The organism is Ruegeria sp. HKCCD8929 (assembly GCF_013031405.1).
In the GTDB taxonomy this organism is placed as follows: domain Bacteria; phylum Pseudomonadota; class Alphaproteobacteria; order Rhodobacterales; family Rhodobacteraceae; genus Ruegeria.
The window spans coordinates 1-22,862 of record NZ_WPZY01000002.1 but is presented as its reverse complement, the minus strand read 5'-3'; the positions used below and the strand labels follow the sequence as shown (position 1 = coordinate 22,862).

The following is a 22,862-nucleotide window of genomic DNA, read 5'->3' as shown; positions in this document are numbered from 1 at the left end:
CGGCGGGGTGCACAGAGCCTCGCCGCCGGACAAATGAAACGGGGACCAAGACCGAATGGGCTTTTACTTCGCGCAGTTGCTGACCGGGCTGGCCAACGCCTCGTCCCTGTTTCTGATCGCCTCGGGGCTGTCGATCATCTTCGGCGTCACCCGGATCGTGAATTTCGCCCATGGCTCGTTCTACATGGTGGGCGCCTACCTGACCTACACGCTGGTGACGATGTGGAGCGGCAGTGTGCTGGGCTTCTGGGGCGGCGTGATCCTTGCTGCCGCTGCCGTGGGGCTGCTGGGGCTGGTGATCGAGCTGACCATCCTGCGCCGTATCTACAAGGCGCCGGAGCTGTTCCAACTGGTCGCCACGTTCGGGGTAGTTCTGATCGTGCAGGACGTTACCTTGGCGATCTGGGGCGCCGAGGACCTGCTGGGCCCACGCGCACCGGGGCTCGACCGCGCGGTGCGGATCATGGGCGAGCCGATCCCAGAATATGACCTTGCCCTGATCGCCATCGGCCCCGCCGTGCTGCTGGCGATCTGGCTTCTGTTCCACCGCACCCGCTGGGGCGTGCTGGTCCGCGCCGCCACACAAGACCGCGAGATGGTGGGCGCGCTGGGTGTCAATCAGGCGTGGCTTTTCTCTGCCGCCTTTGTGCTGGGCGCGTTCCTTGCCGGTCTCGGCGGCGCGCTGCAAATCCCGCGCGAGGCGGTATCGCTGCAGATGGACCTCTCGATCATCGGCGAGGCTTTCGTCGTTGTGGTGATCGGCGGCATGGGCAGCGTCTCGGGCGCCTTCGTGGCCGCCGTCCTGATCTCGGTCCTGAATGCCTTTGCCATTCTGGTCTTTCCGCAAATCTCCATCGTGCTGCCCTTTGTCGTCATGGCGGTGGTGCTGATCGTGCGCCCCTATGGCCTGTTCGGCAAACCGGGCAGTGAGCATGGGGCGCCGGAAGAGCCTGACCAGCCGCTGACGCTGATGAGCCAGCGCTCGGCCATGGTGCTGGCCACTGCCGTCGCCCTGCTGGCGCTGAGCCCGGCGGTCGCTGCAGACTTCACCATGATCCTGCTGGTCGATGTGATGGTCGCCACGCTCTTTGCCGTATCGCTGCATTTCATGATGGGCATCGGCGGCATGGTGAGTTTCGGCCACGCCGCTTATTTCGGCGTCGGCGCCTATGGGGCGGCGATGGCGGTTAAATTCTTCGACTTCGGTATGCTTCCGGCAATGGTCTTCGGCCCCGTCTGCGCGGCGACGGCGGCGATCTTCTTCGGCTGGTTCTGTGTCCGCCTTTCCGGCGTGTATCTGGCAATGCTGACGCTGGCAGCGGCACAAATCCTCTGGGGTGTCACCTTTCAGTGGCAGGATTTCACCGGCGGGGATGACGGCATCCTCGGGGTGTGGCCCGCGAAATGGGCAAGCTCGGATCAGGTCTATTTCTACGTGGCTTTCGTGCTTTGCATCGGCGGCATCTGGTTTCTGCGCCGCGCCGCGCATTCGCCCTTTGGCTATACCCTGCGCGGCATCCGCGACAGTCAGACCCGGGCCGAGGCCATAGGCATCAACACAAATCTTCATCAATGGATGGGCTTTGCGCTGGCCGGAGGGTTTGCCGGGCTCGCGGGCGTGGTCTTTGCCTTCTCCAAGGGCAGCGTCTTTCCCGACAGCCTCGGCATAGCGCAGAGCATCGACGGGCTGATCATGGTGCTTCTGGGCGGTATACACGCGCTGGCCGGGCCGATCTTTGGCGCGGTCGCCTTTGTGATGATCGAGGATTGGGTGACGCGGCTGGATTATTGGCGGTTCATCTTCGGCGCCATCATCCTGATCGTCGTGCTGCTGGCCCCGGACGGCATCGCGGGCGGGGTCCGGCGCCTGTTGCGCGCCGTGAAAGGGGGTGCCGCATGACCCATGTTCTGGAGGTGCGGGGCCTGTCCAAGAGCTTTGATGGCGTGCATGCGGTTAGGGGCGTGGATTTCGACCTGACCGAGGGTGAGTTCCTGGCCCTGATCGGCCCCAACGGCGCGGGCAAGACCACCTGTTTCAACATGCTCAACGGCTACCTGCGGCCGGATGCGGGCTCGGTCCGGCTGCGCGGGGCCGAGCTGATTGGACGCCCACCGCGCAAGATATGGCGGATGGGGGTCGGGCGGACCTTTCAGATCACGGCGACCTTTCTGTCGATGACGGTGCTGGAGAATGTGCAGATGGCGCTGATCTCGCATCATCACCGCGTCTTTGACCTGTTCTCGCGCGCAACGCGGCTCTATGTCGAGCAGGCGATGGCACTGCTGGAGCTGGTGTCAATGCAGGATCAGGCGCGGCGGGCCTGTTCGGAACTGGCCTATGGCGATCTGAAACGGCTGGAACTGGCCATCGCGCTGGCGCATGAGCCCGCGCTTTTGCTGATGGACGAACCCACCGCCGGGATGGCGCCCTCGGAACGGATCGCGCTGATGGCGCTGACCGCCGAGATCGTGGCCAAGGGCGGTGTCAGCGTGGTCTTCACCGAACACGACATGGACGTGGTCTTTGCCCATGCCCACCGCATTCTGGTGCTGAACCGGGGCGAGCTGATTGCCGAAGGCAGCGGTGCTGAAATCCGCGCCAACCCGCTGGTGCAGGAGGTCTATCTGGGCGGCGGCACATCCTTTGTGCAGGAGGGCGCCCATGCTTGAGGTCACCGACCTGAACGCCCGCTATGGCCGCGCGCAGATCCTGAACGGTGTGTCGCTGAGCCTTGGCGAGAACGAGGTGGTGGCGCTGCTGGGCCGCAACGGCGCGGGCAAGTCCACGACGATCAAGTCGATCATGGGGTTGGTGCAGCAGACCGAGGGGCACGTCACCTATGACGGGCAGGAGATTTTGGGCAAGCCCTCACACGTCATCTGCCGCACCGGTCTTGGCTACGTGCCCGAGGACCGGCGGGTGTTCGGCGATCTGACGGTCGAGGAAAATCTTGAGGTCGGCCGCCGCGCCCCGCGCCCGGATGCGCCGGAATGGACGCTGGACCATCTTTACGAGCTGTTCCCGAACCTGCGCGAGCGCCGTCGCAATCTGGGCAAGCAGCTTTCGGGCGGCGAGCAGCAGATGCTGAGCATTGCCCGCACCCTGATGGGCAATCCGAAACTGGTGCTGCTGGACGAACCCTCGGAAGGGATCGCGCCGGTGATTGTCGAGCAGATGGCGCAGGTTATCGCCGAGTTGAAACGCGAGGGGTTGTCGGTGCTCTTGTCCGAGCAGAACCTGCATTTTGCCCGCGCCGTCTCGGATCGGGCGTATATCATCGAAAAGGGCGCCATGCGGTATGAGGGCAGCTTTGCCGATCTTGACGCCAAGCCCGAAGTTTCGAACGCCTATCTTGCGGTTTGACCGAGGAACAGAGAATGACCGACAACAGCGCGACTTATGTTCTGGACGATCAGGTGGGGTATCTTTTGCGGCTGGCCAGTCAGCGGCACGCCGCGATCTTTCAGGCCCACACGCTTGAGGGGCTGACGGCCACGCAGTTCGCCGCCATGGTGCGGATTTCCGAGCAGGGCAAGTGCTCGCAAAACCGCCTGGGGCGGCTTGCGGCGATGGATGTGGCGACCATCAAGGGGGTGGTCGACCGGCTGCGCGACAAGGGGCTGACGCTCAGCGAACCGGACCCGGACGACAAACGCCGCACGCTGATTTCGCTCTCAGCCGCTGGAGAGGCACTGCTGGCGCGGATGCTTGAGGCCGGGCATACGATCACCGCCGATACGCTCGCCCCGCTCAGCGCCTCGGAGCAGCGCAGTCTGGTGCGGCTGCTGCGCAAGATCACCTGAGGTCGGGACCTAAGACACGATCTCGGGCAGACGGGTGGCAGGTGGCGTGTTGCGGCTGCGCTCGGACCGGATGACACCGTCGATGACGGTCATGCCGACCCCGGGCAGATTGCCCAGTTGCACCGACTCGAGCAGCGTCGCGCCCGGTGCGTGCTGCGCCTGATCCATCAGAACGAAATCGGCACAATAGCCGCGCTCGATCAGACCGGTATCCAGCTCACGCTGCCGCGCCGTGTTGCCATTGGCAAAGCAGAACGCGATCTCGGCCGGGACATCACCCAGTGAAGACAGCATCGCCACCATCCGCAGGATGCCCAGCGGCTGCACGCCAGAGCCCGCAGGCCCGTCGGTGCCCAGAATGATCCGGTCCATCTGCTTGAGTTCCCGCGCGGTGTTCAGGGTCAGAAGCGCCGCGCGTTCGTTGCCGTTATGCACGATCTCAAGACCCGCCGTGCAGCTTTCGCACAGGCACATGATCTGATCGTCCGGCAAGGCGGAATGACCACCATTGATGTGGCCGATCACATCTGTTCCGGTCTCAAGCACCATATCCGCGTCGATGAGGCCCGAGCCCGGAATCGACGGCCCGCCGGTGTGAATCGTGGATTGGATGCCATATTTGCGCGCCCAGTCGACCATTTGCCGCGCGGTCTTGCCATCCTTTACGGTGCCCAGGCCGACCTCGCCCAGCAGCTTGACACCGGCATCGGCCAGCTCCTTGAAGTCCTGCTCGACCATGCCGTGTTCGATCACCGGCGCCCCGGCATGAACCTTGACGCCCGAGGGGCGGAGATTCTCATACCAGCGCTGCGCCGCGATCGCCATCGCCTTGAGGCCAACAACGTCCTTGGGCCGCCCGGGCATATGCACCTCGCCAGCAGAGATCAGTGTCGTCACGCCGCCATGCAGGGTCGAGTCGATCCAGTGCAGCTGCTGCTGGCGCGGCGTGTAGTCGCCCACCACCGGATGTACATGGCTGTCGATCAGGCCCGACGCGAGCGTCACGCCATGGGCATCGACCAGCGTATCCGCCTCTTCGGTATCCAGGTCGCTCTCATACCCCCAGTCGGCAATCTTGCCATCCACCGCGATCACGCAATCGCCGTCATGGATCGGCTGTTCCATCTTGCCTGACAGGATCAGGCCAATATTCCTGATGACTAGCTTACCGGACATCGCACCCTCCCCTGACGGCATGCCGCTGTCGTTAGCATACCAACAGGTACGGCCAGCCCGTCAAGCGTCGCGGGGGGATTTCAGCAAAGGAGCCGAGAAACCGGGTTAGGTGTTGAAGAGGAAATGCATCACGTCGCCATCCTTGACGACATAGCCCTTGCCTTCGGCACGCATCTTGCCCGCCTCTTTCGCGCCCTGCTCGCCATTGCACGAGACATAATCGTGATAGGCGATGGTTTCGGCACGGATGAAACCCTTTTCAAAATCACCATGGATAACCCCTGCGGCTGCCGGTGCGGCTGTGCCGGTGCGGATGGTCCAAGCGCGGGCCTCTTTCGGGCCGACGGTGAAATAGGTTTCCAGCTTGAGCAGGTCGTAGCCCGCGCGGATCAGACGGTCGAGGCCGGGCTCGGAGAGGCCCATTTCCTCGAGGAACATCTGCGCTTCGTCCTCTTCGAGCAGGCTGATCTCTTCCTCGATCTTGGCGCTAATGATGACATGCGCGTTTCCTTGCGATGCTGCCATTTCGGCCACGCGGGCGGAGTATTCGTTGCCCTCGGCGGCCTCTTCCTCGGACACGTTGCAGACATAGAGCACCGGCTTGGTGGTCAGCAGCTGCAGCATCTTCCAGGCCTTGGCGTCCTCATCGCTGACCTCGACCATGCGGGCGGGTTTGCCGTCCTCAAGCATCGCCTGCGCGGTGGCCAGCAGACGCTCCTGCTGCTGCGCCTCCTTGTCGTTGCCCTTCAGCTTGCGCACCAGATTGGCGCGGCGCTTTTCGATGCTTTCCAGATCAGCCAGCATCAGCTCGGTCTCGATGGTCTCAGCGTCGGCCACCGGATCGACGCGGCCATCGACATGGGTCACATCGCCATCCTCGAAACAGCGCAGCACATGGGCGATGGCATCGGTCTCACGGATATTGGCCAGGAACTGGTTGCCCAGCCCCTCGCCCTTGCTCGCGCCCTTCACCAGACCGGCGATGTCGACAAATGTCATGCGCGTGGGGATGACCTGGCGCGAGCTGGCAATCGCGGCCAGCTTGTCCAGCCGGTCATCGGGCACCGCAACATCACCGACATTCGGCTCGATGGTGCAAAAGGGGAAATTGGCCGCCTGCGCCGCAGCCGTCTTGGTCAGCGCGTTGAACAGGGTCGACTTGCCCACATTCGGCAGACCCACGATTCCCATTTTAAAGCCCATCCCGGCCTCCTGCATTCCAATCGACGGCTGCTTCTATGCAGCTTGGTGTTGATGCGCAAGCCACACTGCCGCTTAGTTTCATCCGCTCAAATTGACAGCTCACTTATTTGTGCAGACACTGTGCGTCCGTGAACATTGAAATCCATGGGACCGCGTAACCAGTTAACTACCTGATTTTTCCAGTTGAAGCTCATGACAATGAAACACCTCTTCACTTCACTTGCCATCCTTGCCGGTGCAACCTCCGTACAGGCCCAAACCCTGATCGTGGGTGCGGGTTATGCCGATTTCTCCTTTAGCCAGTCCTTGGACCAGGGACTGATATCGCTTGAATACCAGCACAGGCCGTTCCATCAGGGCGAGCGTCTCAGCGCCGGTCTGGGCGGCGCCCTGTCCGTGCACGAAAACGGCGACGTGCATGTCGGGGCAGGCGTCTACGGCATCTATTCCTTCAACCGGCGCTGGTTTGTGGAAGGCAGCGTGATGCCCGGCTTCTTTTCCGAGGCCGATGAAATCAACAACCTTGGTGGCAGCTTCCAAATCCGGAGCCTGCTGGGTTTGGGATACACGTTCGACAATGGCAATCGCTTGTCGGTGGCGATTACCCACAAATCGAATGCCAGCACGAACGATTCCAATCCGGGGGTAAATGCGGCCTTGCTGCGGTATCACTTCGCATTCTAATCCAGGAAAGACGGCGGGCGGGATTGATTTTCCCGGTCAGTTTCTGCACATCGGGTCGAAAGCTGATCGCAAGGAACTCCGATGACCCGTATCGACGCCAAATTCGCCGCCCTGCAAGCCCAAGGGAAAAAGGCCTTTGTCGCCTATGTGATGGCGGGGGATCCGGACTATTACACGTCGCTTGAGGTGATCAAAGGTCTGCCCGGGGCAGGCGTGGATGTCATCGAGCTGGGATTGCCGTTCACCGATCCGATGGCGGATGGCCCCACGATTCAGGCCGCCGGTCAGCGCGCGCTGGATGCCGGGATGACGCTGGACCGGACACTGGAACTGGCGCGCAGCTTTCGCGAGGCCGATGACACCACGCCGATCGTTCTGATGGGTTACTACAACCCGATCTACAGTTGTGGGGTGGATGCGTTTCTGGAAAGGGCCAAGGCTGCGGGCATCGACGGGCTGATCGTGGTCGACCTGCCCCCAGAAGAGGATGACGAGCTGTGCCTGCCCGCGCAGGCGGCGGGGCTGAACTTCATCCGCCTTGCCACGCCGACGACCGACGACAAACGCCTGCCGCGCGTGCTGCAGAATACCTCCGGCTTTGTCTACTATGTGTCGATCACCGGCATCACCGGCGCCGCCGAGGCGAAGGCGGGCGATGTCGGCCCCGAGGTGGCCCGGATCAAGGCGGCAACCGATCTGCCCGTGATCGTGGGCTTCGGCATCAACACGCCGGAAAAATCGCGTGCCATCGCGACTATTGCAGATGGTGCCGTGGTCGGTTCGGCCATTGTCAGCCAAATCGGCGCGCGTAAGCCTGTGGGCGAGGTGCTGGACTTTGTAAAAACCCTGGCCGATGGCGCACATTCGGTCTGATCCGGACCGAGAAAACCCTTCACAACCGCATCGGCAGGGGCCCTTCAGTGCAAGGGCCACGGCGCTGCGCGCGTGCTCAGGGGCCTGCCCGGCGACGTTTCCTGGGCCATAACCACCTGAAAACCTGACGATAAGTCCTCAATCACCCGATGCGGCAAATATCCGCATGGTGCTTTCTTGCACCCAATCTCAAGAATTGGTAAAAAAGATTAACCAATTTTAGGGGAGCTGCCGCGCAATGCCCGTCATCACCAATATCGAAGACCTCAGACGTATCTATGAACGCCGGGTGCCCCGGATGTTCTACGATTACGCCGAAAGCGGCAGCTGGACCGAGCAGACCTTTCGCGAGAACAGCTCGGATTTCGAACAGATCCGGCTGCGACAACGGGTTGCCGTCGATATGACCGGGCGCTCCACGGCATCGACGATGATCGGAGAGGACGTGGCGATGCCGGTGGCGCTGGCCCCGGTGGGCCTGATGGGCATGCAGCACGCGGATGGCGAGATGAAGGCCGCCAAGGCCGCCGAAGAGTTCGGTGTGCCCTTCACACTTTCCACCATGTCGATCAACTCGATCGAGGATGTGGCCGAACACACCTCCGCCCCGTTCTGGTTTCAGCTCTACACCATGAAGGACGAGGATTACGTCAGCCGCCTGATCCAGCGCGCCAAGGATGCCAAATGCTCGGCACTGGTGATCACGCTCGACCTGCAGATCCTCGGTCAGCGGCACAAGGATCTGAAGAACGGCCTGTCAGCGCCACCAAAGCTGACCGCCAGCACCATCGCCAACCTGATGACCAAATGGTCATGGGGCCTTGAGATGCTGCGCGCCAAGCGGCGGGAATTCGGCAATATCGTCGGGCATGTCGAGGGCATCTCGGACTCCTCCTCGCTGGGGGCCTGGACGGCAGAACAATTCGATCCGTCGCTCGACTGGAAGAAGATCGAAAAGCTGATGGAGCAATGGGGCGGCAAGGTGATCCTCAAGGGGATACTGGACGCCGACGATGCCAAGATGGCCGCAAAGCTCGGAGCAGACGCCATCGTTGTGTCGAACCATGGCGGGCGGCAACTTGACGGCGCGCTCAGCTCGATCCGGATGCTGCCGCAGATCATGGATGCGGTGGGCGGCGATATCGAGGTGCACCTCGACAGCGGCATCCGCTCGGGCCAGGACGTACTCAAGGCGCTCAGCCTGGGCGCGCAGGGCACCTATATCGGGCGTGCCTTCGTCTATGGGCTGGGTGCGATGGGGCAGAAGGGCGTGACCGCTGCTCTGGAGGTGATCCAGAAGGAGCTGGATACCACCATGGCGCTGTGTGGTGAGAAGAACGTCGCCGGTCTGGGCCGCCATAACCTGCTCGTCCCGGAAGATTTTGAGGGGCGGTGGCAAGCCTGAACCCGGCGACCGGAGACATTATGGGGGGTCAGGACCGGAGATGCCTGCCCGGATACTGGCCCGCGAGCAATCGGGCCCAAAGCGGCACAAGCACCGCCGCAACCGCGAACATTATGGTGGCGATCACATAAAACGATACGCGCAGCCCAAACCCTTCGGCCACATAGCCCATCATCACCGGCCCGAGGAAGAACGCTGCATAGCCCAGGGCCGCCGCCTGTGAGATCGCGGCCAGCCGCAACCGCGGCGGCACCGCCTGACCGACCAGTCCCAGGGCCAGCGGACCAACGACCGAAACCCCCAGACCGCCCAGCAGGAACCCTGCGTAGGCGACCGGGATATCCGGCGCGATCCCGGACAGTGCAAGCCCTACACCAGCGATGCAGGACGCGATCACCATCGTCCGGATCGGCGGCCAGCCCGCGCCGATTATGTGACCACCAAGCCGCCCGACCGCCATACCGGTTGCCAGCAGCGCCGGACCCATCGCCCCCTCGGCGGGGCCGCCGCCCAGGGTACGTTCCACATGCAGGGCCGACCATCCTTCCGAAGCCGCCTCGCCCAGAAACGCGGCAAGCACCACCAGCCCACCGACCCAGACAAGCCCATATGGCATGCCTGCCGCCTCAGCCCGTTCATCTTCATGCTCCGGGCGATCCGGTAGCTTCATCCAGATCATGAGGACCGCTATGGCCGCCGCTGTTCCCGCGAAAATCGCCACTGGACCAAACCCGGCCTCGCGCGCGCCACCCACGCAGACGGCAGCCATGGCGTAGATCAGCGAAAAACAACCATGGTTGAGGTTCATCAGGCTCCGGCCCGTCTCGGCCTCGGCCTCGCTGACCTCGGAGTTGGCAAGCACGTCGGCCACGCCCGACCCGCCCGCCGCCAGAAACAGCGCCAGCCCCAGCACAACAGGGCTCTGTGCCACCCCGACCAATATGAACCCGCCCGCCATCACGGCGGCGCCGGCGATCATCGCCCATGTCCCGAGCAGCCGGTAGACCAGCGGCGCCAGCCACATCGCCATCAGCGCCCCGGTCGAGCCCATCAGCACCAGCGTGCCCCAGAACCCATCGCTTACGCCCACCTGCGCCTTGACCACTGGCATCTGGGCCGAGAAACTCGCCCAGCCCAGCCCGATCACGACAAAGCCGGCAAGCGCCCGGCGTGAGGAATAGAGATCGTCCCAAATCCGCATATGCCACCGCTGACACAGCCAATTGCGCCCGTCTAGCCAAAAGCGGCGCATTTTAGGCCTTTTCAACCTCATCAATCCGGTCTAAACGGCAGCCTTCACGCGGGGTGACAGCCTTGGAGGCACCCTGCCCTAACATTGGAGATTTATCATGGCTGGTGAGATTCCTGATCTCGTAGCTCTGGAACGGACGGGGACAGGCAAGGGCGCCGCTCGTCAGGCACGCCGCGACGGCATGGTTCCGGGCATTGTGTTTGGTGGCGACAAAGATCCGCTGCCGATCCAGATCCCGTTCAACGAACTGTTCAAGCGCCTGAAGGCAGGCCGGTTCAAGTCGACCCTGTTCAACCTGAAGGTCGAAGGCCAGGAAGACGTCCGCGTCATCTGCCGCGACGTGCAGCGTGACGTGGTCAAGGACCTGCCCACGCATCTGGATCTGATGCGCCTGCGCCGGACCACCAAGATCGCGCTGTTCATTCCGGTTGAGTTCCTCAACGAGGCCGACGCGCCCGGCATCAAGAAGGGTGGCGTTCTGACCGTTGTCCGCCCCGAGGTGGAACTGGTCTGCACCGCCGGTGACATCCCCGAGAAGATCACCGTCGATCTGACCGGCATGAACATCAACGATGTCGCAACCATCTCGTCGGTGGAGCTGCCCGCAGGCACCAAGCCGACCATCGACCGCGACTTCGTGATCGCCAACATCTCGGCACCGACTGGCCTGACCACCAGCGAAGAAGAGGAAGAAGGCGGCGAAGAGGCCGAAGTCGAAGCAGTGGAAGTCGAGGAAGAGGCCGAAGAATAATCTCTTCACCGATCCGCACGATTACGAAACGGGGTCCTTCGGGGCCCCGTTTTGTTATTGCGGAGGCACCCATGACCCGATGCACCTGTCTGGATTTTTGCGCGAATCCGGTGCATTGAGACGCGGGAAAGAAAGATCATGCGAAGGACCGCACCATGAAACTCTTTGTCGGACTGGGAAATCCCGGCGGGAAATACGCCCGCAACCGGCACAATATCGGGTTCATGGCCGTGGACCGGATCGCCGGGGATCACGGGTTCGGGCCGTGGAAGTCCAAGTTTCAGGGTCAGATCGCCGAAGGGCGGTTGGGCAGCGAAAAGGTGTTGCTGCTGAAACCCGGCACCTTCATGAACCGCTCCGGCCAGTCGGTGGGCGAGGCGATGCGGTTCTACAAGCTGGATTCAACGGATGTGACCGTGCTGCATGACGAGCTGGACCTGGCCCCCGGCAAGGTGCGGGTCAAGGCCGGTGGCGGGCATGCCGGGCATAACGGGTTGCGCTCGGTCCATGATCATATCGGTGCCGCATATGACCGGGTGCGGCTGGGCATCGGCCATCCGGGCCGCAAAGAGCTGGTCTCGGGCTATGTCCTGCACGATTTCGCTCGCGCGGATGAGGACTGGCTCGAGGATGTGCTGCGGGGCGTCTCGGACGGTGCGCCGCATCTGGCGGCGGGCGATGGCGGCAAGTTCATGAATGCCGTGGCGCTGCGCACCGCGCCGCCGCGTTCGTCGACCACACCGAAGGCAAAGGCGCCTGCGGGAGCCGCGGGGCGTCCCACTGCGCCGGAAGCCGAGCCCGACACGCGTTCGGCCATGCAGAAGCTTCTGGACAAGTTTCGTTGAGCCTCAGGGACGCGCTGCGGCATCAGGCCCGGGCTTGTGCGTCGCTGGGCTCGCCCTTCATGGAACGGTTGTTGACCGGTCTGTCCGAACATTGGCCCGAGGCCAGCGCGCTGGCCCACGCCTGCGCGGCGTGGGACGGGGAGGATCTTGGCCCCAGCGGCGCCTCGCTGCCCCTGCGCATTGCCGCCGGGCTGCACGCGCTGGTTCTGCGCGGAAGCGATCCGGCACTGGCGACGGTCTATCCGCCGAACTCGGTCCCGGACACTGACCTCGTTGAGGCCGTGTTGAAGGCCATCGACGCGCAGGCCGACTTCCTATGCGACTGGATACAATCGCCACCACAGACCAACGAAGTGCGGCGCAGCGCGGCCTTGATCCCCGCCGCCCATTGGATCTCCGCGCATCACCCGTTGCCCATGATGGTGTCCGAGCTTGGCGCCAGCGCCGGGCTCAACCTGATGTGGGACCGGTTTGCGGTCGCAACGCCCGACGGCCGGCTTGGCGCAGAGCAGCCCACCCTTGTGCTGTCACCCGACTGGACCGGCCTGGCTCCTGCCGCACAGGCCATCTCGGTTCGGGACCGGCGCGGGGTCGATCTGAATCCGATCGACCCGCATGATGCGGATGGTGCGCTGCGGCTTAGGGCCTATCTCTGGCCGGATCAGCCGGAGCGTATGCGCCTGACCGACGCGGCAATTGCCGTGCAGGACGCCACCGTGGACCGGGGCGACGCCATCGACTGGCTGGCCGACCGCCTGCCGCAGCAACCCGAGGGCACGCTGCATCTGATCTATCACACCGTTGCCTGGCAGTATTTCCCGCCCGAGGCTCAGACCCTGGGCACCGCATTGATCGAACAGGCGGGCGCGTCGGCCACGCCCTCAACTCCGGTTGTCTGGTTGAGGATGGAAGCGGATGGCCAAAGCCCCGGTGCATCGCTGACCCTGCGCCTGTGGCCCGGCGATCACCATGTCACGCTCGCCCGTGTCGATTTTCATGGCCGGTGGATCACATGGACCGCACCGGCCGCAATTTCCGCAACGTAGCGATTGCACCGAGCCATGTCCCGCGCTCATCTATGCTGGCAGTGAGGGAGGGCACATAATGCGCACATTCGGCAAATGGCTGGGCCGCATTCTGCTGGCGCTGGTTTTGGCCGCCACCGTTGTCGGGGTTTGGAAACGGGACGAGATCCGGCGGCTGATGGCTGTGAACTCGCTGTTTTCCGAGGATAAGATCGTCTTCAACTTCTCCAACATGAACGCCGCCTTTCTGACCGCAGACCTGCCCCGCGGCGACGGGCAGACCTCGGACCTGCGCCATGGGGCCGAATTCGTTCTTCCGTCGGGCGCTGGCGACTGGATCACCGAGCGGGCGGTGACCTCGCTTCTGGTGATGCAAGGCGGCGAGATCCGGTACGAGGAATATTTTCTCGGCACCGGACCCGATGATCGCCGCATCTCGTGGTCCATCGCCAAAAGCTACCTGTCGGCCCTGTTCGGCATCCTGCTCGACGAAGGTGCCATCGCCTCGCTGGACGATCCGGTGGTCAAATATGCCCCCAAGCTCAAGGGCAGCGCCTATGAGACCGCGACGATCCGCAACGTGCTGAACATGGCCAGTGGGGTGACCTTCGACGAAGACTACCTGGACTACAATTCCGACATCAACCGGATGGGCCGGGTGGTGGCTCTTGGTGGAGAGCTGGACGACTTCGCCGCCTCGCTCAAAGACAGTTTTGCGACGCCGGGCGAGACCTGGCAATACGTTTCCATCGACACCCACGTGATTGGCATGGTGATCCGGGGCGCTACCGGGCGCAGCGTTGCTGAACTGATGGCGGAAAAGATCATCGCGCCGTTGGGGCTGGAGCAGGACGGGTACTACATCACCGATGGCGCCGGTGTGGCCTTCGTTCTGGGCGGGCTCAACTTCACCACCCGCGACTACGCCCGATTCGGCCAGATGATCCTGCAGAATGGGCGCTATGGCGGGCAGCAGATCGTCCACGCCGACTGGATCGCCCAGTCCACCGCACCCAGCGCCCCCACCGCGCCCGGCAAGATCGGCTACGGGTTTCAGTGGTGGATCCCGGTGGGCGCCCATGAGGGCGAGTTCATGGGGCGCGGCGTCTATGGCCAATACCTCTATCTGGACCAGTCCCGGGACGTGCTGATCGTTACCACTGGGGCGGATCGGAAGTTCCGCGAAAAGGGCGTGAACAGAGCAAATATCGAGATGTTTCGCAAGATCGCGCAAAGCCTGTAGACTGGCGGCATGAAAAAAGACGACAGCGTCAACGTTCTGGGCAAGGTTCTGGCCCCCTGCTCGACCAACCCGCTGACCGGGTTCTTTCGCGACGGTCAGTGCAATACCTGCGCCGAGGATCAGGGCAGCCACACCGTCTGCGCGGTGATGACGGCAGAGTTTCTGGCCTATTCCAAATATGTCGGCAACGATTTGAGTACCCCGCGCCCCGAGTTTCACTTTCCCGGCCTGAACCCCGGCGACCACTGGTGCCTTTGCGCCGCCCGCTTCCTTCAGGCCCATGATGAGGGCTGCGCGCCGCAGGTGGACCTGAAGGCCACGCATCGGCGCGCGCTGGAAATCGTACCGCTGGAGATTCTGAAACGTTATGCCGAGGAAGACACCTGATCGCTCTCGGGCTCACGCTCCTGCAGGTCGTCCGCCATCAGATTGTCGATGAACAGCCCCAATAGCTGCGACCGGCCATGAACGCCCGCCTTGCGGTAGATCGCGTTGGTCTGCGCCTTGACCGTCCCCTCGGAGGTGTTGCGCAGGGCGGCGATCTCGGCGGTTGTCATTCCCTTGATGGCAAAGAGCGCCACATCGCGTTCAGCCGGGGTCAGATGCCAGGCGGTGAAGCTCTCCTCCAGTAGATCGGAAAATGCGCTTTGCGCCGCTTTCAGGCGGGTTTTCATCCGTGCGGTCTCGGCCACGGATTGGCGCAGCACGACGAAGCCCACAACGATCCCCAGGATAAGGCCCAGAGCCGCCCCGATCTCGATGATCTCGCGCGCGTGCCAGTTGATCGGCCCGATCGGCAGGCCCAGGACACTAGACAGAATATCGAACACGAAGAACAGGGCGCAAAACACCTGAACAACAAGCAGCGCGATCACGAGGAGATTGCGCGTCATGGCGACGATCTCCGATGCGTATCAATCGTCATCGTCATCATCATCGTCGTCATCGCCGCCGCCCGGGCCGGAATTGCCTCCGCCAGACCCGGAGTTGCCGCTGCCCGAGCCGGAGTTGCCACTTCCGGATCCCGAATTGCCGCTCCCCGAGCCCGAATTACTGCTGCCCCGGCCCGAGTTGCCGCTGCCGGAGCCCGAATTCTGGCTGCCCGGGCCGGAATTGTCGCTGCCAGAACCGGAATTTCCACTCCCCGACCCCGAGTTGCTTCCGCTTGAGCCGCTGCCGGGCGAAAAGATGCTGGACTCGCCCTTGTCGCGACGTACCCAATAGTCGCGCAGGATCTCGCCTGTGGCCGGGTTGACGATGATCTCGCGCTCGATGGCCCTGCCCGATGCCTTGATCCGGCTGCGCCCCAGGAATGTTCTCGACACGGAGATCCGGTCGAACCCCTGATCATGCAATTGCCGGACGATGCTGTCCTCGACCGGGCCCGCAACCGCAGTTCCGGCAAGCGCCAATCCCAGCACAATGACGTAAACTGAGGTTCTCATTCCGCCGTCCACATGGGGAAACCGCCCATGTGGCGGTTTCCTGTCTCTCTCACCATGCCAGAGACCGGGCGCTTTGCGAAGCACCGGCGGGACCCTCAATCATCATTGCTGCCCGGGCCGGAATTGTCGTCATCGTCGTCATCATCGTCGTCGTCGCGATCATCGTCCCCACCGCCGCGCCCACTGCGGTCGTTATCATCGTCGTCGCCGCCACGGCGCCCGCTGCGATCATCATCATCGTCGTCATCATCATCCCGACCACCACGCCGACCCCGATTGTCGTCGTCGTCATCGTCGTCCCGGCGGGCGTCCCTGGCGAAGTCGCGATCCCTGGTGGAAATCTCGATACCGCCACCCTGCAGGTCTCGGGCGGTGGCAGGCTCGGTCTCCTGCTTGACGATCTGGCCGGTGGACCGGTCATAGACAACTTCCAGCTTGGTCGTTCCCCTGATGGCCTCGACCTTGGTCTGGGTCGGGCCGTTCTTGACTTCGGTTGTCCTGAACCCCTGCTGCGCCAGCGTGTCGATCACACGGTCGGCGAAGGTCTGTGCATTCGCTGGCAAAACGGCGGCAAGTGCCATCGCGGCGGTCAAGGCATATATACGCTTCATCCCGGTCTCCATCCTCGCATTGCCCGCCGGGGAAAACCGAGCGGGTCCCGCGTCGATGGGACCACGAAGGGGCGGTTAGGCCCATCTGCATGAGGTTTATTCCGGGCCGCATAAACCTGCAGCCCGATGCGCCTAAACCAAAGTTACATGCGGCTCAGATGGCCTCGCGGCCCTCGGTGCCGCACTTGCAACGCTTGGGACCGAAAATGACCGGTTGGGGTTCAAGCGACCCACTTGGTTCAAGTGCAGAGAGCAGCAGGAGGAGCCCTTGTTGCCTCATGCCATTCGCAATTGGGACAGCATTGGGCAGGAGGTGTTTCCGCTATCACAGTTGGCGGTAAGCTCGCCCAGAGCTGCTTCCAGGCGTCTCAACTCGTTAATTTTGCCACGTACCTCTGAGATGTGAAGCTCAGCCATTCGTTTGACGGATTGGCAATCCTTGCCGCCGCACTCAGACAGATCAAGGAGTGTCTTCGCATCTGCAAGCGGGAAGCCCAGGTCGCGGCATTTTTTCAGGAAACGAAGCCTGCCAACGTCATTTGCGGAGTATAGGCGCTGATTGTTGGATGCTCGCATTGGTTTCGGCACAATCCCTTCCCGCTCATAGTAGCGGATGGTTTCGATCCCGACCCCGCTTTGGCGGGAAGCCTCTCCAATCGCAATCATGTGAGCTTATCCGTCTTGATCCTGTAGCGACTACAGAAGCTATAAGCGCGATTGGTTGCCGCTTCAACGCCGAGAAAAGACGGCTAGTGGAGGAGAGGAATGCAGAAATACCTTGGCCTCAGCTATCTGGGTTCGCTGTCAGCGCTCGGGGTAGCGACCTGCTGTGTTTTACCCATGGCTATGATGTTGCTGGGATTGGGCGGCAGTTGGCTGGCGATTTTTGGACGAATTGCGGCAGCAAGCTACTACGTGCTTGCAGTATCGACGGTCTTGGTCGCGATATCGTGGTGGGTTTCCCACCGACGTAGGTCGATCGAAAAGTTAATGTGGTGGTTGGTGGGAAGCACAGCCATGACGGGATTGGCATGGGTAATCGTGTTCAACGAAGCCCGGATCAACGACTATCTATTCATGCAGATGTGAGACACTGACAGAACAACGCGTGGTGCTGAAAAGCACGCTAACATGCCCTGAATGTGGTCATGTTGAAACCGAGAAGATGCCGACCGACGCCTGCCAGTGGTTCTATGAATGCAAGTCGTGTGAAGCCGTGCTGAAACCTTTGGAAGGTGACTGCTGCGTGTATTGTTCGTATGGCAATGTGCCGTGCCCACCCATACAGTTGGGTGATAGCTGTTGCGGGTAAAATCTATGGGCAAATCCCCCGCGAAGCTGATGAGGTCTTTGAAGAGAGCGGACACATAGCAACGCCACTTCGGCCATTCGTTCAGGGTGCACCTGACGGCGGTGGAGGGCTTCACTTTGTCGGATGCTGCGCTTTGAATAAACCGCAGCACGGCGGCCAGCGTTGCATGGGTGCGCGGAAGGTAACATGGGGCGAAGGTCTGCCGCTCCAGATTGACGGTGCGCTGATGGGTGGCATTGACATCGGAGGCGCTCCAGGAGGTCACTTGGATGAGGCTTGCGCTCGTGCCGGGCTCGACCTGATCGAGGCCGGGTGACTCACAATCGCGGCCTTATGTTGAGGCACGCGGGCCGAAGAACTAATTTCGGAGTTAAAGAGGAGATCGCTATGACCCGCTTTGCCATCATGGCCGCATTGGTCGGTCTGGCCACCTCCGCCTCCGCCCAAACTGCGCCGTCGGCGCGCGAGGTGGCTGCCTATGATGGATTGTTCCGCGCAGCACACGAGGGCGGTGTCGGCGCGATACGTTCGCTTGTCGCCGATGGTGCAGATGTAAATGCGCGAGATTCCAGGGGCCGCACACCGATCCATGTCGCTGCGTTCGCCTCGGAGGACGACGCGTTGAATGCCCTTGCCGAGGCCGGGGCCGACATGAACGCATTGGAAGGGCGCGCTTACGACGTTGTGACAATCGCCGCCGTTGCGGACGATCCCGAATTGATGTCTTTAGCCATCGAATTGGGGAACGGTCCCGGTCTGACGACAAGCCCCTATGACGGTACAGCGTTGATCGCGGCCGCTCATCTCGGCCATGTCGAAGTTGTGCGGCGCCTGATCGACGCCGGTGCACCGCTCAATCATATTAACAATCTGCATTGGACGGCCGTGATGGAGGCGATTGTGCTTGGTGATGGTGGGCCAAACCATCAGGCGGTTCTCGACGCGCTGCTGGACGCCGGGGCTGACAGAACACTGGCAGATCGCGAGGGTATTACTCCGCTTCAGCACGCCGAAATGCGCGGGTTTACCGAGATGGTGGAGCGTCTTCGCTCACAGGATTGACCCGGGTCGGCGGTTATCGCGGAACAGGAGGTCGCCAGAAAGCAAACGTTCGCTGTGTCAGAGAGAGCACGGTTCCTCGAATACTTGAGTCGGCATTCGCGCAACTCTTCTGCCGAACCTAGGTGTTCGTTGAGCGACCGGTTTGGGTCGTCCTCCCGAATGGCCGAATTGTCGGTTTCATTTTGCACCGTTATTTTCTTAGGTCACGTCAGCTCTTATCTCTTAACTGGCGTAACCCTTCAAGATTGGCGTCGCTGAAACCGCCTGACGGGTCCGTAGTAAGGGAAATGATCACGCCTTCTACGTCGTGCACCGGGTCTACAGGGGTCGCGTGAACTTCGTCCCTGTTCCCGGACATCGGGGTAATTTATCCCTGTCCACGAAAGGAGCATGGAATGGGACAATCGAGGCGGACGTTTACGGATGAGTTCAAAGCCGCAGCTGTTGGTCGGCTTTATGAGCCTGGTGCCACACAAACCGGTGTTGCCAAGGAGCTGGGTGTGACGAGCTCGCAGTTGAAGACGTGGCGCTTGGAGATCGAAGCAGCAGGATCAATGGCGGCACTGCGCAGGCAACAGGCGGATGCGGCGGAACTGGATCGTCTGCGGAAGGAAAGCGACTGAAACAGTAATCTGACAGGAAAACAGGCGTCACCGCGCACTATTGTGAAATTCGCGTTTAGCCCAAGGTGTTGCCGGTGATGAACGTGTACGAACTTTCGACCAGATCGATGACGACGTCCAATTCTTCTGGTGTGGTCGGTGTATAGATCATGACAAAGCCACTCCACCCGGGACGTTTATTGGCCCAAGGGTGTGCTATGGCCCAGCCAGCCTCAATTGCCCTTTGCGCCAAAGCGGGTTCCAGCGAAGCGTGCAGGCTGCCATCGGGGTGCATATGCGCAAACTCAAGACCACCGACAATAGAACCCGGTTGAGACAGCAGCATGTCGCGGTCAAGCTGAAAACCAATCGCGCCAGGCAGTGATATGCGTGTCGGGCCAAGTGTGACCCCTGGGAATTGCGCGACACGCTCCAGCAACAGCCGGGCCAATTCGGCATCAATTTCAACACCAATCTGGGTATGGGGTACGCCGCTTGTTGTTTCGGGGCGAGGCGATGTGCGCTCCGGCAAGGCGCGCACTTGCGCAGATGCCATCGGGCACATCAATGCCGTCACCGCTGCGATTGCCAATACTCTCAGGGATGCATTCATTGTCGTGGCCCGTCAAAAGTTACGAAAGGGCGCTCGGCGCTGCGTCAGCAGCCCTCGCACCGCGTCACTCAGCCTTCAACGCTTCGATATTGATCAGAAGCCTTATTTCGTCGCTCACCGCAGGGGCAAACGCCCCAAGTTCGAATTCAGACCGCACGACAGTCGCTTTGGCTGCAAGCCCCAAAGTCGGCGTGCCCTCTTTCGGGCCAAACGGGTATGGTGCTGATTTGTTGAGCGTCGTTTCCAAAACGACAGGTTTGGTGATGCCATTCATGGTCAGGTCGCCCGAAATATTCGCGGTATTGTCCCCGGTTACTTCGATGCTGGTTGAGGCGAATGTGACCACATCACTGTCTTTCGCGCCAAAAAAGTCGTCGGACATAAAGTGTTGCAGGCGGGCGTCCCAGCCCGTGATCATGGATTTGACCGGCATGGAAACTGTGACCGACGACGCAGAGGGGTCATCTTCGTTAAACTCAATCTCACCGCTAAAGCCCGAGAACATGCCAAATGTCTCTGAAAACCCGATGTGATTATAACTGAACATCACCTGGCTATGTCCGGGATCCAGTTTGTAGGTCCCACTTTCGGCCAGTGCTGCAGAGGCGCCCATCGACAAGAGTACCGCCAGCGCGGTTGCTGCCGTTTTAAACATTGATACGCTCCCATTCAGATAAGATGTGTTGGCAGAATTTTGTTTGGGCTTTAGGTTCTGAGCCCGGTCAGACTTTTAGAACAAAATGTTCTACTATGCAACAACGTGTTCTACAGGAGGGGCGATTGAAAGAAGATCCAAGACTGATCGCGACACGGCAGACCGCGCTTGATGCCGCGCAAAAGATCCTGATGGATGAGGGCGTGTTGCACGTGACACATGGCGCAGTTTCAAATGCGACGGGCATTTCACGCAGCACGCTTTACAGGCACTGGCCAGATGCGCGCAGACTCCGTGATGCCGCGTTCAGGCGCATCGCGACACCGCCGAACATTCCGCCCAAAACCGATGGCCCGCTGCGATCTGACCTGCGCTGGTTGCTCGGTGTTCTGATGGGCGCTTTGAATGACACGCCATGGGGCCAAATCGCGCCCCAGGTGGTCGCTGCTGCGTCCACCGATGCAGAAGCGCGGTTGGTGATCACGGAATTCATGAAAGACAGATTCGCAAGCGTTGAAGCTGTCTTTTCAGCCGCAATAGACCGCGGTGAGATCGCCGCCGATGTTCCGGTTGAACAGCTGATAGAGCTGGCAATCGCTGCACCCTATTTTCGCAGACTCATACGTCACGAGGCGCTTGACGCAGATTGGCTGGATCAGCACGTCGATCTGCTTTGCAGTATCGCGAAAAGCAATTCGGGACATTGGGGTTGATTCAGGCTGGGTGCAGAATAGGGCGGTAAAGAACTTTCCGAATAGGTAGGTTTGAAACCGACCCTTCGCTGCGCCTCTTTTGAACTGGCGAGATGCGCAACCAAAGCCCCAATTCGCTGCGTTTGCACCTGCGGCAGTTTTGTGCGCATTGCCAACGTTGGAGCATGAGTGAGAATTGTATCTTTTCTCACTTGAGCTGAGATACGTTCGAAGAAAACAATACAGAAAAATTACCTTGGTTCCGGCTGCCTTGTTGGGTCTGCTCCTGGGCGTGGGCCCGAATGCCCACTGACCGAGACAGGCAGATCGGTCTATGCGCGAATGGGGCTATGAAGCCAGGCTCGGCGTAAACTGCGGCGGCCGAGCCTTAGATGTTCATTGAGGTCGGGTGACCTTTGAGATATGACACTTGCCTCTAACTCTATGGTGTGGATCTTGCGCAAGCCACACGCTCAACCGCAACAAACACTTTTGGTCTTCAGGGGGTACATCGGCTTAACCTTCCGATTTCACGCCAGTGTAGTCTGGCAGAAAACGCGGTGGCATCGGTCCTTTGTTCCGGCCGCCCTGCTGCATCTGTTCCCAGCCATGAGACAAGACGCCAACCGAGCGGGAGAGACAGAACAGACCACGCGAGAGCGGTGGTGGAAAACCCAGCTCGCAAAAGATAACAGCCGTGGCCCCATCGATATTCATTGCGATCTCAGTACCGCGCTTTCGTCCGATTTCCGCCTGAACCGCCTCACCGATATCGGCAAACCGACCATCCACCGTACCAGACTTTGCGGCCTCGCGTACCAACGCCATCAACCGCGGTGCGCGGGGATCGACGGGCTTGTGGAAGCGGTGGCCAAAGCCCGAGACAACCTTGCCATTTTCCTCACACCAGGCGGTGATACCGTCGCGGACGGCAGCTTCCTGTTCAGCGCCGTCATCGATCCGTTTGGCGACGTCGAAATAAAGCTCGGCGCATTGTTCACCGGCGCCGCCATGCACGTCTCCCAGCATGTTGACCCCGGTGGCCATGACGTTGTTGAGCCCCAGCCCGCAGGTCGCGGCCATGCGGGCGGCGGCAATCGAAGGCGCCTGCGGACCATGATCCACGCCCGCCACCAGCGCACATTCAAAAAGTGCCGCCTGTTCTGACGTTGGCATATCGCCCCGCACCATGAGCCAGATCATCTGAGCAAAGCTTACAGAACCTATCAGGTCCTGGATCGGGTGGCCACGAAAGGCAATCCGTCCTGGAGCCATGTCGATAATTGCGGTGCGCCACCAGTGGCGAATATCATCGGCATCTTTGTGTCCCGAGAGGTCCGTCATATCGCGCCTTCCTTTTTCAGGTCCGCAATCTGGGCATTATCGTAGCCAAGTTCGCTCAGGATATCGTATGTATGTGCGCCCAATGTCGGGGGCGGCGAACCGACACCAGGGGCCACACCATCAAGCTTGGCACCGATCCCGACCAGTTGCAGATCCTCAGCGCCAATGCGGTGGGTTTGCAGCAGGCCCCGGTCGACAAGTTGCGGATGTGCCAGCGCCTCGGGCACCGACCAGACAGGTCCTGCGGGAACGCCCCGAGCTGTCA

At 61.3% G+C, this 22,862-nt stretch carries 29 protein-coding genes; 18 read left to right on the top strand and 11 right to left on the bottom strand.

Features of this window, described 5'->3' with window-relative positions:
• The first annotated feature begins 55 nt into the window (after positions 1 to 55).
• The 4 genes from GOX53_RS02735 to GOX53_RS02720 are packed head-to-tail and all read left to right on the top strand — an operon-like array spanning position 56 to position 3,804.
• A complete protein-coding gene (locus tag GOX53_RS02735; RefSeq protein WP_171173477.1) occupies positions 56 to 1,900 on the top strand; it encodes an ABC transporter permease in 1,845 nt (614 codons plus the stop codon).
• A complete protein-coding gene (locus GOX53_RS02730; RefSeq protein WP_171173476.1) occupies positions 1,897 to 2,670 on the top strand; it encodes an ABC transporter ATP-binding protein in 774 nt (257 codons plus the stop codon). Before GOX53_RS02735 ends, GOX53_RS02730 begins: the two co-directional genes overlap by 4 nt.
• The gene (locus GOX53_RS02725; protein ID WP_171173475.1) at positions 2,663 to 3,364 is read left to right on the top strand and encodes an ABC transporter ATP-binding protein; all 702 of its coding nucleotides are present in this window, start codon (positions 2,663 to 2,665) and stop codon (positions 3,362 to 3,364) included. Before GOX53_RS02730 ends, GOX53_RS02725 begins: the two co-directional genes overlap by 8 nt.
• A 14-nt stretch (positions 3,365 to 3,378) precedes the next feature.
• A complete protein-coding gene (locus GOX53_RS02720) occupies positions 3,379 to 3,804 on the top strand; it encodes a MarR family winged helix-turn-helix transcriptional regulator (protein WP_171173474.1) in 426 nt (141 codons plus the stop codon).
• A 9-nt stretch (positions 3,805 to 3,813) separates the two neighbouring features.
• Here the strand turns inward: GOX53_RS02720 and GOX53_RS02715 are convergent, their stop codons facing one another.
• Entirely contained in the window at positions 3,814 to 4,980 is a 1,167-nt protein-coding gene (locus GOX53_RS02715; RefSeq protein ID WP_171173473.1) for an amidohydrolase family protein, read from the bottom strand.
• A gap of 105 nt (positions 4,981 to 5,085) precedes the next feature.
• Positions 5,086 to 6,183: a redox-regulated ATPase YchF gene (ychF, locus tag GOX53_RS02710; RefSeq protein WP_171173472.1), complete on the bottom strand. Its 1,098-nt coding sequence runs from the start codon at positions 6,181 to 6,183 to the stop codon at positions 5,086 to 5,088.
• 198 nt (positions 6,184 to 6,381) lie between these two features.
• Between ychF and GOX53_RS02705 the strand changes: the two genes are divergently transcribed.
• The 3 genes from GOX53_RS02705 to GOX53_RS02695 all read left to right on the top strand — a co-directional run bounded on the left by GOX53_RS02705 (position 6,382) and on the right by GOX53_RS02695 (position 9,145).
• Positions 6,382 to 6,867 (top strand): acyloxyacyl hydrolase, encoded by a 486-nt coding sequence (locus GOX53_RS02705; RefSeq protein ID WP_171173471.1) that lies wholly within the window; start codon positions 6,382 to 6,384, stop codon positions 6,865 to 6,867.
• Positions 6,868 to 6,948: 81 nt separating this feature from the next.
• Positions 6,949 to 7,740, top strand: a complete 792-nt coding sequence (trpA, locus tag GOX53_RS02700) for a tryptophan synthase subunit alpha (RefSeq protein ID WP_171173470.1) — start codon at positions 6,949 to 6,951, stop codon at positions 7,738 to 7,740.
• Positions 7,741 to 7,978: 238 nt separating this feature from the next.
• Positions 7,979 to 9,145: an alpha-hydroxy acid oxidase gene (locus GOX53_RS02695; protein ID WP_171173469.1), complete on the top strand. Its 1,167-nt coding sequence runs from the start codon at positions 7,979 to 7,981 to the stop codon at positions 9,143 to 9,145.
• Positions 9,146 to 9,173: 28 nt separating this feature from the next.
• Here GOX53_RS02695 and GOX53_RS02690 read toward each other — a convergent pair whose 3' ends face one another.
• Positions 9,174 to 10,397: an MFS transporter gene (locus tag GOX53_RS02690; protein WP_171173468.1), complete on the bottom strand. Its 1,224-nt coding sequence runs from the start codon at positions 10,395 to 10,397 to the stop codon at positions 9,174 to 9,176.
• A 97-nt stretch (positions 10,398 to 10,494) separates the two neighbouring features.
• Here GOX53_RS02690 and GOX53_RS02685 point away from each other — a divergent pair, with 97 nt between their 5' ends.
• The 5 genes from GOX53_RS02685 (at position 10,495) to GOX53_RS02665 (ending at position 14,648) form a co-directional block, all read left to right on the top strand.
• Complete coding sequence (locus tag GOX53_RS02685; protein ID WP_171173467.1) at positions 10,495 to 11,148, top strand: 50S ribosomal protein L25/general stress protein Ctc; 654 nt, start codon at positions 10,495 to 10,497, stop codon at positions 11,146 to 11,148.
• A 155-nt stretch (positions 11,149 to 11,303) separates the two neighbouring features.
• Positions 11,304 to 11,993 (top strand): aminoacyl-tRNA hydrolase, encoded by a 690-nt coding sequence (gene pth, locus GOX53_RS02680; RefSeq protein WP_171173466.1) that lies wholly within the window; start codon positions 11,304 to 11,306, stop codon positions 11,991 to 11,993.
• Complete coding sequence (locus GOX53_RS02675; protein ID WP_171173465.1) at positions 11,990 to 13,039, top strand: DUF2332 domain-containing protein; 1,050 nt, start codon at positions 11,990 to 11,992, stop codon at positions 13,037 to 13,039. The genes pth and GOX53_RS02675 overlap by 4 nt, the downstream gene beginning before the upstream one ends.
• 58 nt (positions 13,040 to 13,097) lie before the next feature.
• Positions 13,098 to 14,261: a serine hydrolase gene (locus GOX53_RS02670; RefSeq protein ID WP_171173464.1), complete on the top strand. Its 1,164-nt coding sequence runs from the start codon at positions 13,098 to 13,100 to the stop codon at positions 14,259 to 14,261.
• Positions 14,262 to 14,270: 9 nt separating this feature from the next.
• Positions 14,271 to 14,648, top strand: coding sequence for a DUF2237 family protein (locus GOX53_RS02665; RefSeq protein ID WP_171173463.1), 378 nt, complete (start codon positions 14,271 to 14,273; stop codon positions 14,646 to 14,648).
• Here GOX53_RS02665 and GOX53_RS02660 read toward each other — a convergent pair.
• The 4 genes from GOX53_RS02660 to GOX53_RS02645 all read right to left on the bottom strand — a co-directional run bounded on the left by GOX53_RS02660 (position 14,627) and on the right by GOX53_RS02645 (position 16,983).
• A complete protein-coding gene (locus GOX53_RS02660; RefSeq protein ID WP_171173462.1) occupies positions 14,627 to 15,154 on the bottom strand; it encodes a helix-turn-helix transcriptional regulator in 528 nt (175 codons plus the stop codon). The two genes, GOX53_RS02665 and GOX53_RS02660, sit on opposite strands and share 22 nt — an antisense overlap.
• Positions 15,155 to 15,175: 21 nt before the next feature.
• Positions 15,176 to 15,706, bottom strand: a complete 531-nt coding sequence (locus tag GOX53_RS29490) for a hypothetical protein (RefSeq protein WP_174867707.1) — start codon at positions 15,704 to 15,706, stop codon at positions 15,176 to 15,178.
• Positions 15,707 to 15,801: 95 nt separating this feature from the next.
• Positions 15,802 to 16,317 (bottom strand): PepSY domain-containing protein, encoded by a 516-nt coding sequence (locus GOX53_RS02650; RefSeq protein ID WP_171173461.1) that lies wholly within the window; start codon positions 16,315 to 16,317, stop codon positions 15,802 to 15,804.
• 276 nt (positions 16,318 to 16,593) lie between these two features.
• The gene (locus tag GOX53_RS02645) at positions 16,594 to 16,983 is read right to left on the bottom strand and encodes a MerR family transcriptional regulator (RefSeq protein ID WP_171173460.1); all 390 of its coding nucleotides are present in this window, start codon (positions 16,981 to 16,983) and stop codon (positions 16,594 to 16,596) included.
• A gap of 99 nt (positions 16,984 to 17,082) precedes the next feature.
• Between GOX53_RS02645 and GOX53_RS02640 the strand changes: the two genes are divergently transcribed.
• The 5 genes from GOX53_RS02640 (at position 17,083) to GOX53_RS02625 (ending at position 19,314) form a co-directional block, all read left to right on the top strand.
• Positions 17,083 to 17,406: a hypothetical protein gene (locus tag GOX53_RS02640; RefSeq protein WP_171173459.1), complete on the top strand. Its 324-nt coding sequence runs from the start codon at positions 17,083 to 17,085 to the stop codon at positions 17,404 to 17,406.
• A gap of 19 nt (positions 17,407 to 17,425) precedes the next feature.
• Complete coding sequence (locus tag GOX53_RS29735; RefSeq protein ID WP_371810243.1) at positions 17,426 to 17,629, top strand: GDCCVxC domain-containing (seleno)protein; 204 nt, start codon at positions 17,426 to 17,428, stop codon at positions 17,627 to 17,629.
• Positions 17,630 to 17,762: 133 nt separating this feature from the next.
• Positions 17,763 to 17,945: a hypothetical protein gene (locus GOX53_RS02635; protein ID WP_174867706.1), complete on the top strand. Its 183-nt coding sequence runs from the start codon at positions 17,763 to 17,765 to the stop codon at positions 17,943 to 17,945.
• Between the two features lie 71 nt (positions 17,946 to 18,016).
• Positions 18,017 to 18,691 carry an ankyrin repeat domain-containing protein gene (locus GOX53_RS02630; protein ID WP_171173458.1) on the top strand — a complete coding sequence of 225 codons (675 nt, stop codon included), beginning with the start codon at positions 18,017 to 18,019 and terminating at the stop codon, positions 18,689 to 18,691.
• 395 nt (positions 18,692 to 19,086) lie between these two features.
• Positions 19,087 to 19,314: a transposase gene (locus tag GOX53_RS02625; protein WP_254446440.1), complete on the top strand. Its 228-nt coding sequence runs from the start codon at positions 19,087 to 19,089 to the stop codon at positions 19,312 to 19,314.
• Positions 19,315 to 19,369: 55 nt separating this feature from the next.
• Here GOX53_RS02625 and GOX53_RS02620 read toward each other — a convergent pair whose 3' ends face one another.
• The gene (locus GOX53_RS02620; protein ID WP_171173457.1) at positions 19,370 to 19,906 is read right to left on the bottom strand and encodes a luciferase family protein; all 537 of its coding nucleotides are present in this window, start codon (positions 19,904 to 19,906) and stop codon (positions 19,370 to 19,372) included.
• 64 nt (positions 19,907 to 19,970) lie between these two features.
• Positions 19,971 to 20,561 carry a YceI family protein gene (locus tag GOX53_RS02615; protein ID WP_171173456.1) on the bottom strand — a complete coding sequence of 197 codons (591 nt, stop codon included), beginning with the start codon at positions 20,559 to 20,561 and terminating at the stop codon, positions 19,971 to 19,973.
• A gap of 125 nt (positions 20,562 to 20,686) precedes the next feature.
• Here GOX53_RS02615 and GOX53_RS02610 point away from each other — a divergent pair, with 125 nt between their 5' ends.
• Entirely contained in the window at positions 20,687 to 21,274 is a 588-nt protein-coding gene (locus GOX53_RS02610) for a TetR-like C-terminal domain-containing protein (RefSeq protein WP_171173455.1), read from the top strand.
• Positions 21,275 to 21,769: 495 nt separating this feature from the next.
• Here the strand turns inward: GOX53_RS02610 and GOX53_RS02605 are convergent, their stop codons facing one another.
• On the bottom strand, positions 21,770 to 22,597 hold the full coding sequence (locus GOX53_RS02605) for a citryl-CoA lyase (protein WP_171173454.1): 828 nt from the start codon (positions 22,595 to 22,597) through the stop codon (positions 21,770 to 21,772).
• A partial coding sequence (locus GOX53_RS02600) for a CoA transferase (RefSeq protein ID WP_171173453.1) occupies positions 22,594 to 22,862 on the bottom strand: 269 nt, incomplete at its 5' end. The genes GOX53_RS02605 and GOX53_RS02600, both read right to left, overlap by 4 nt.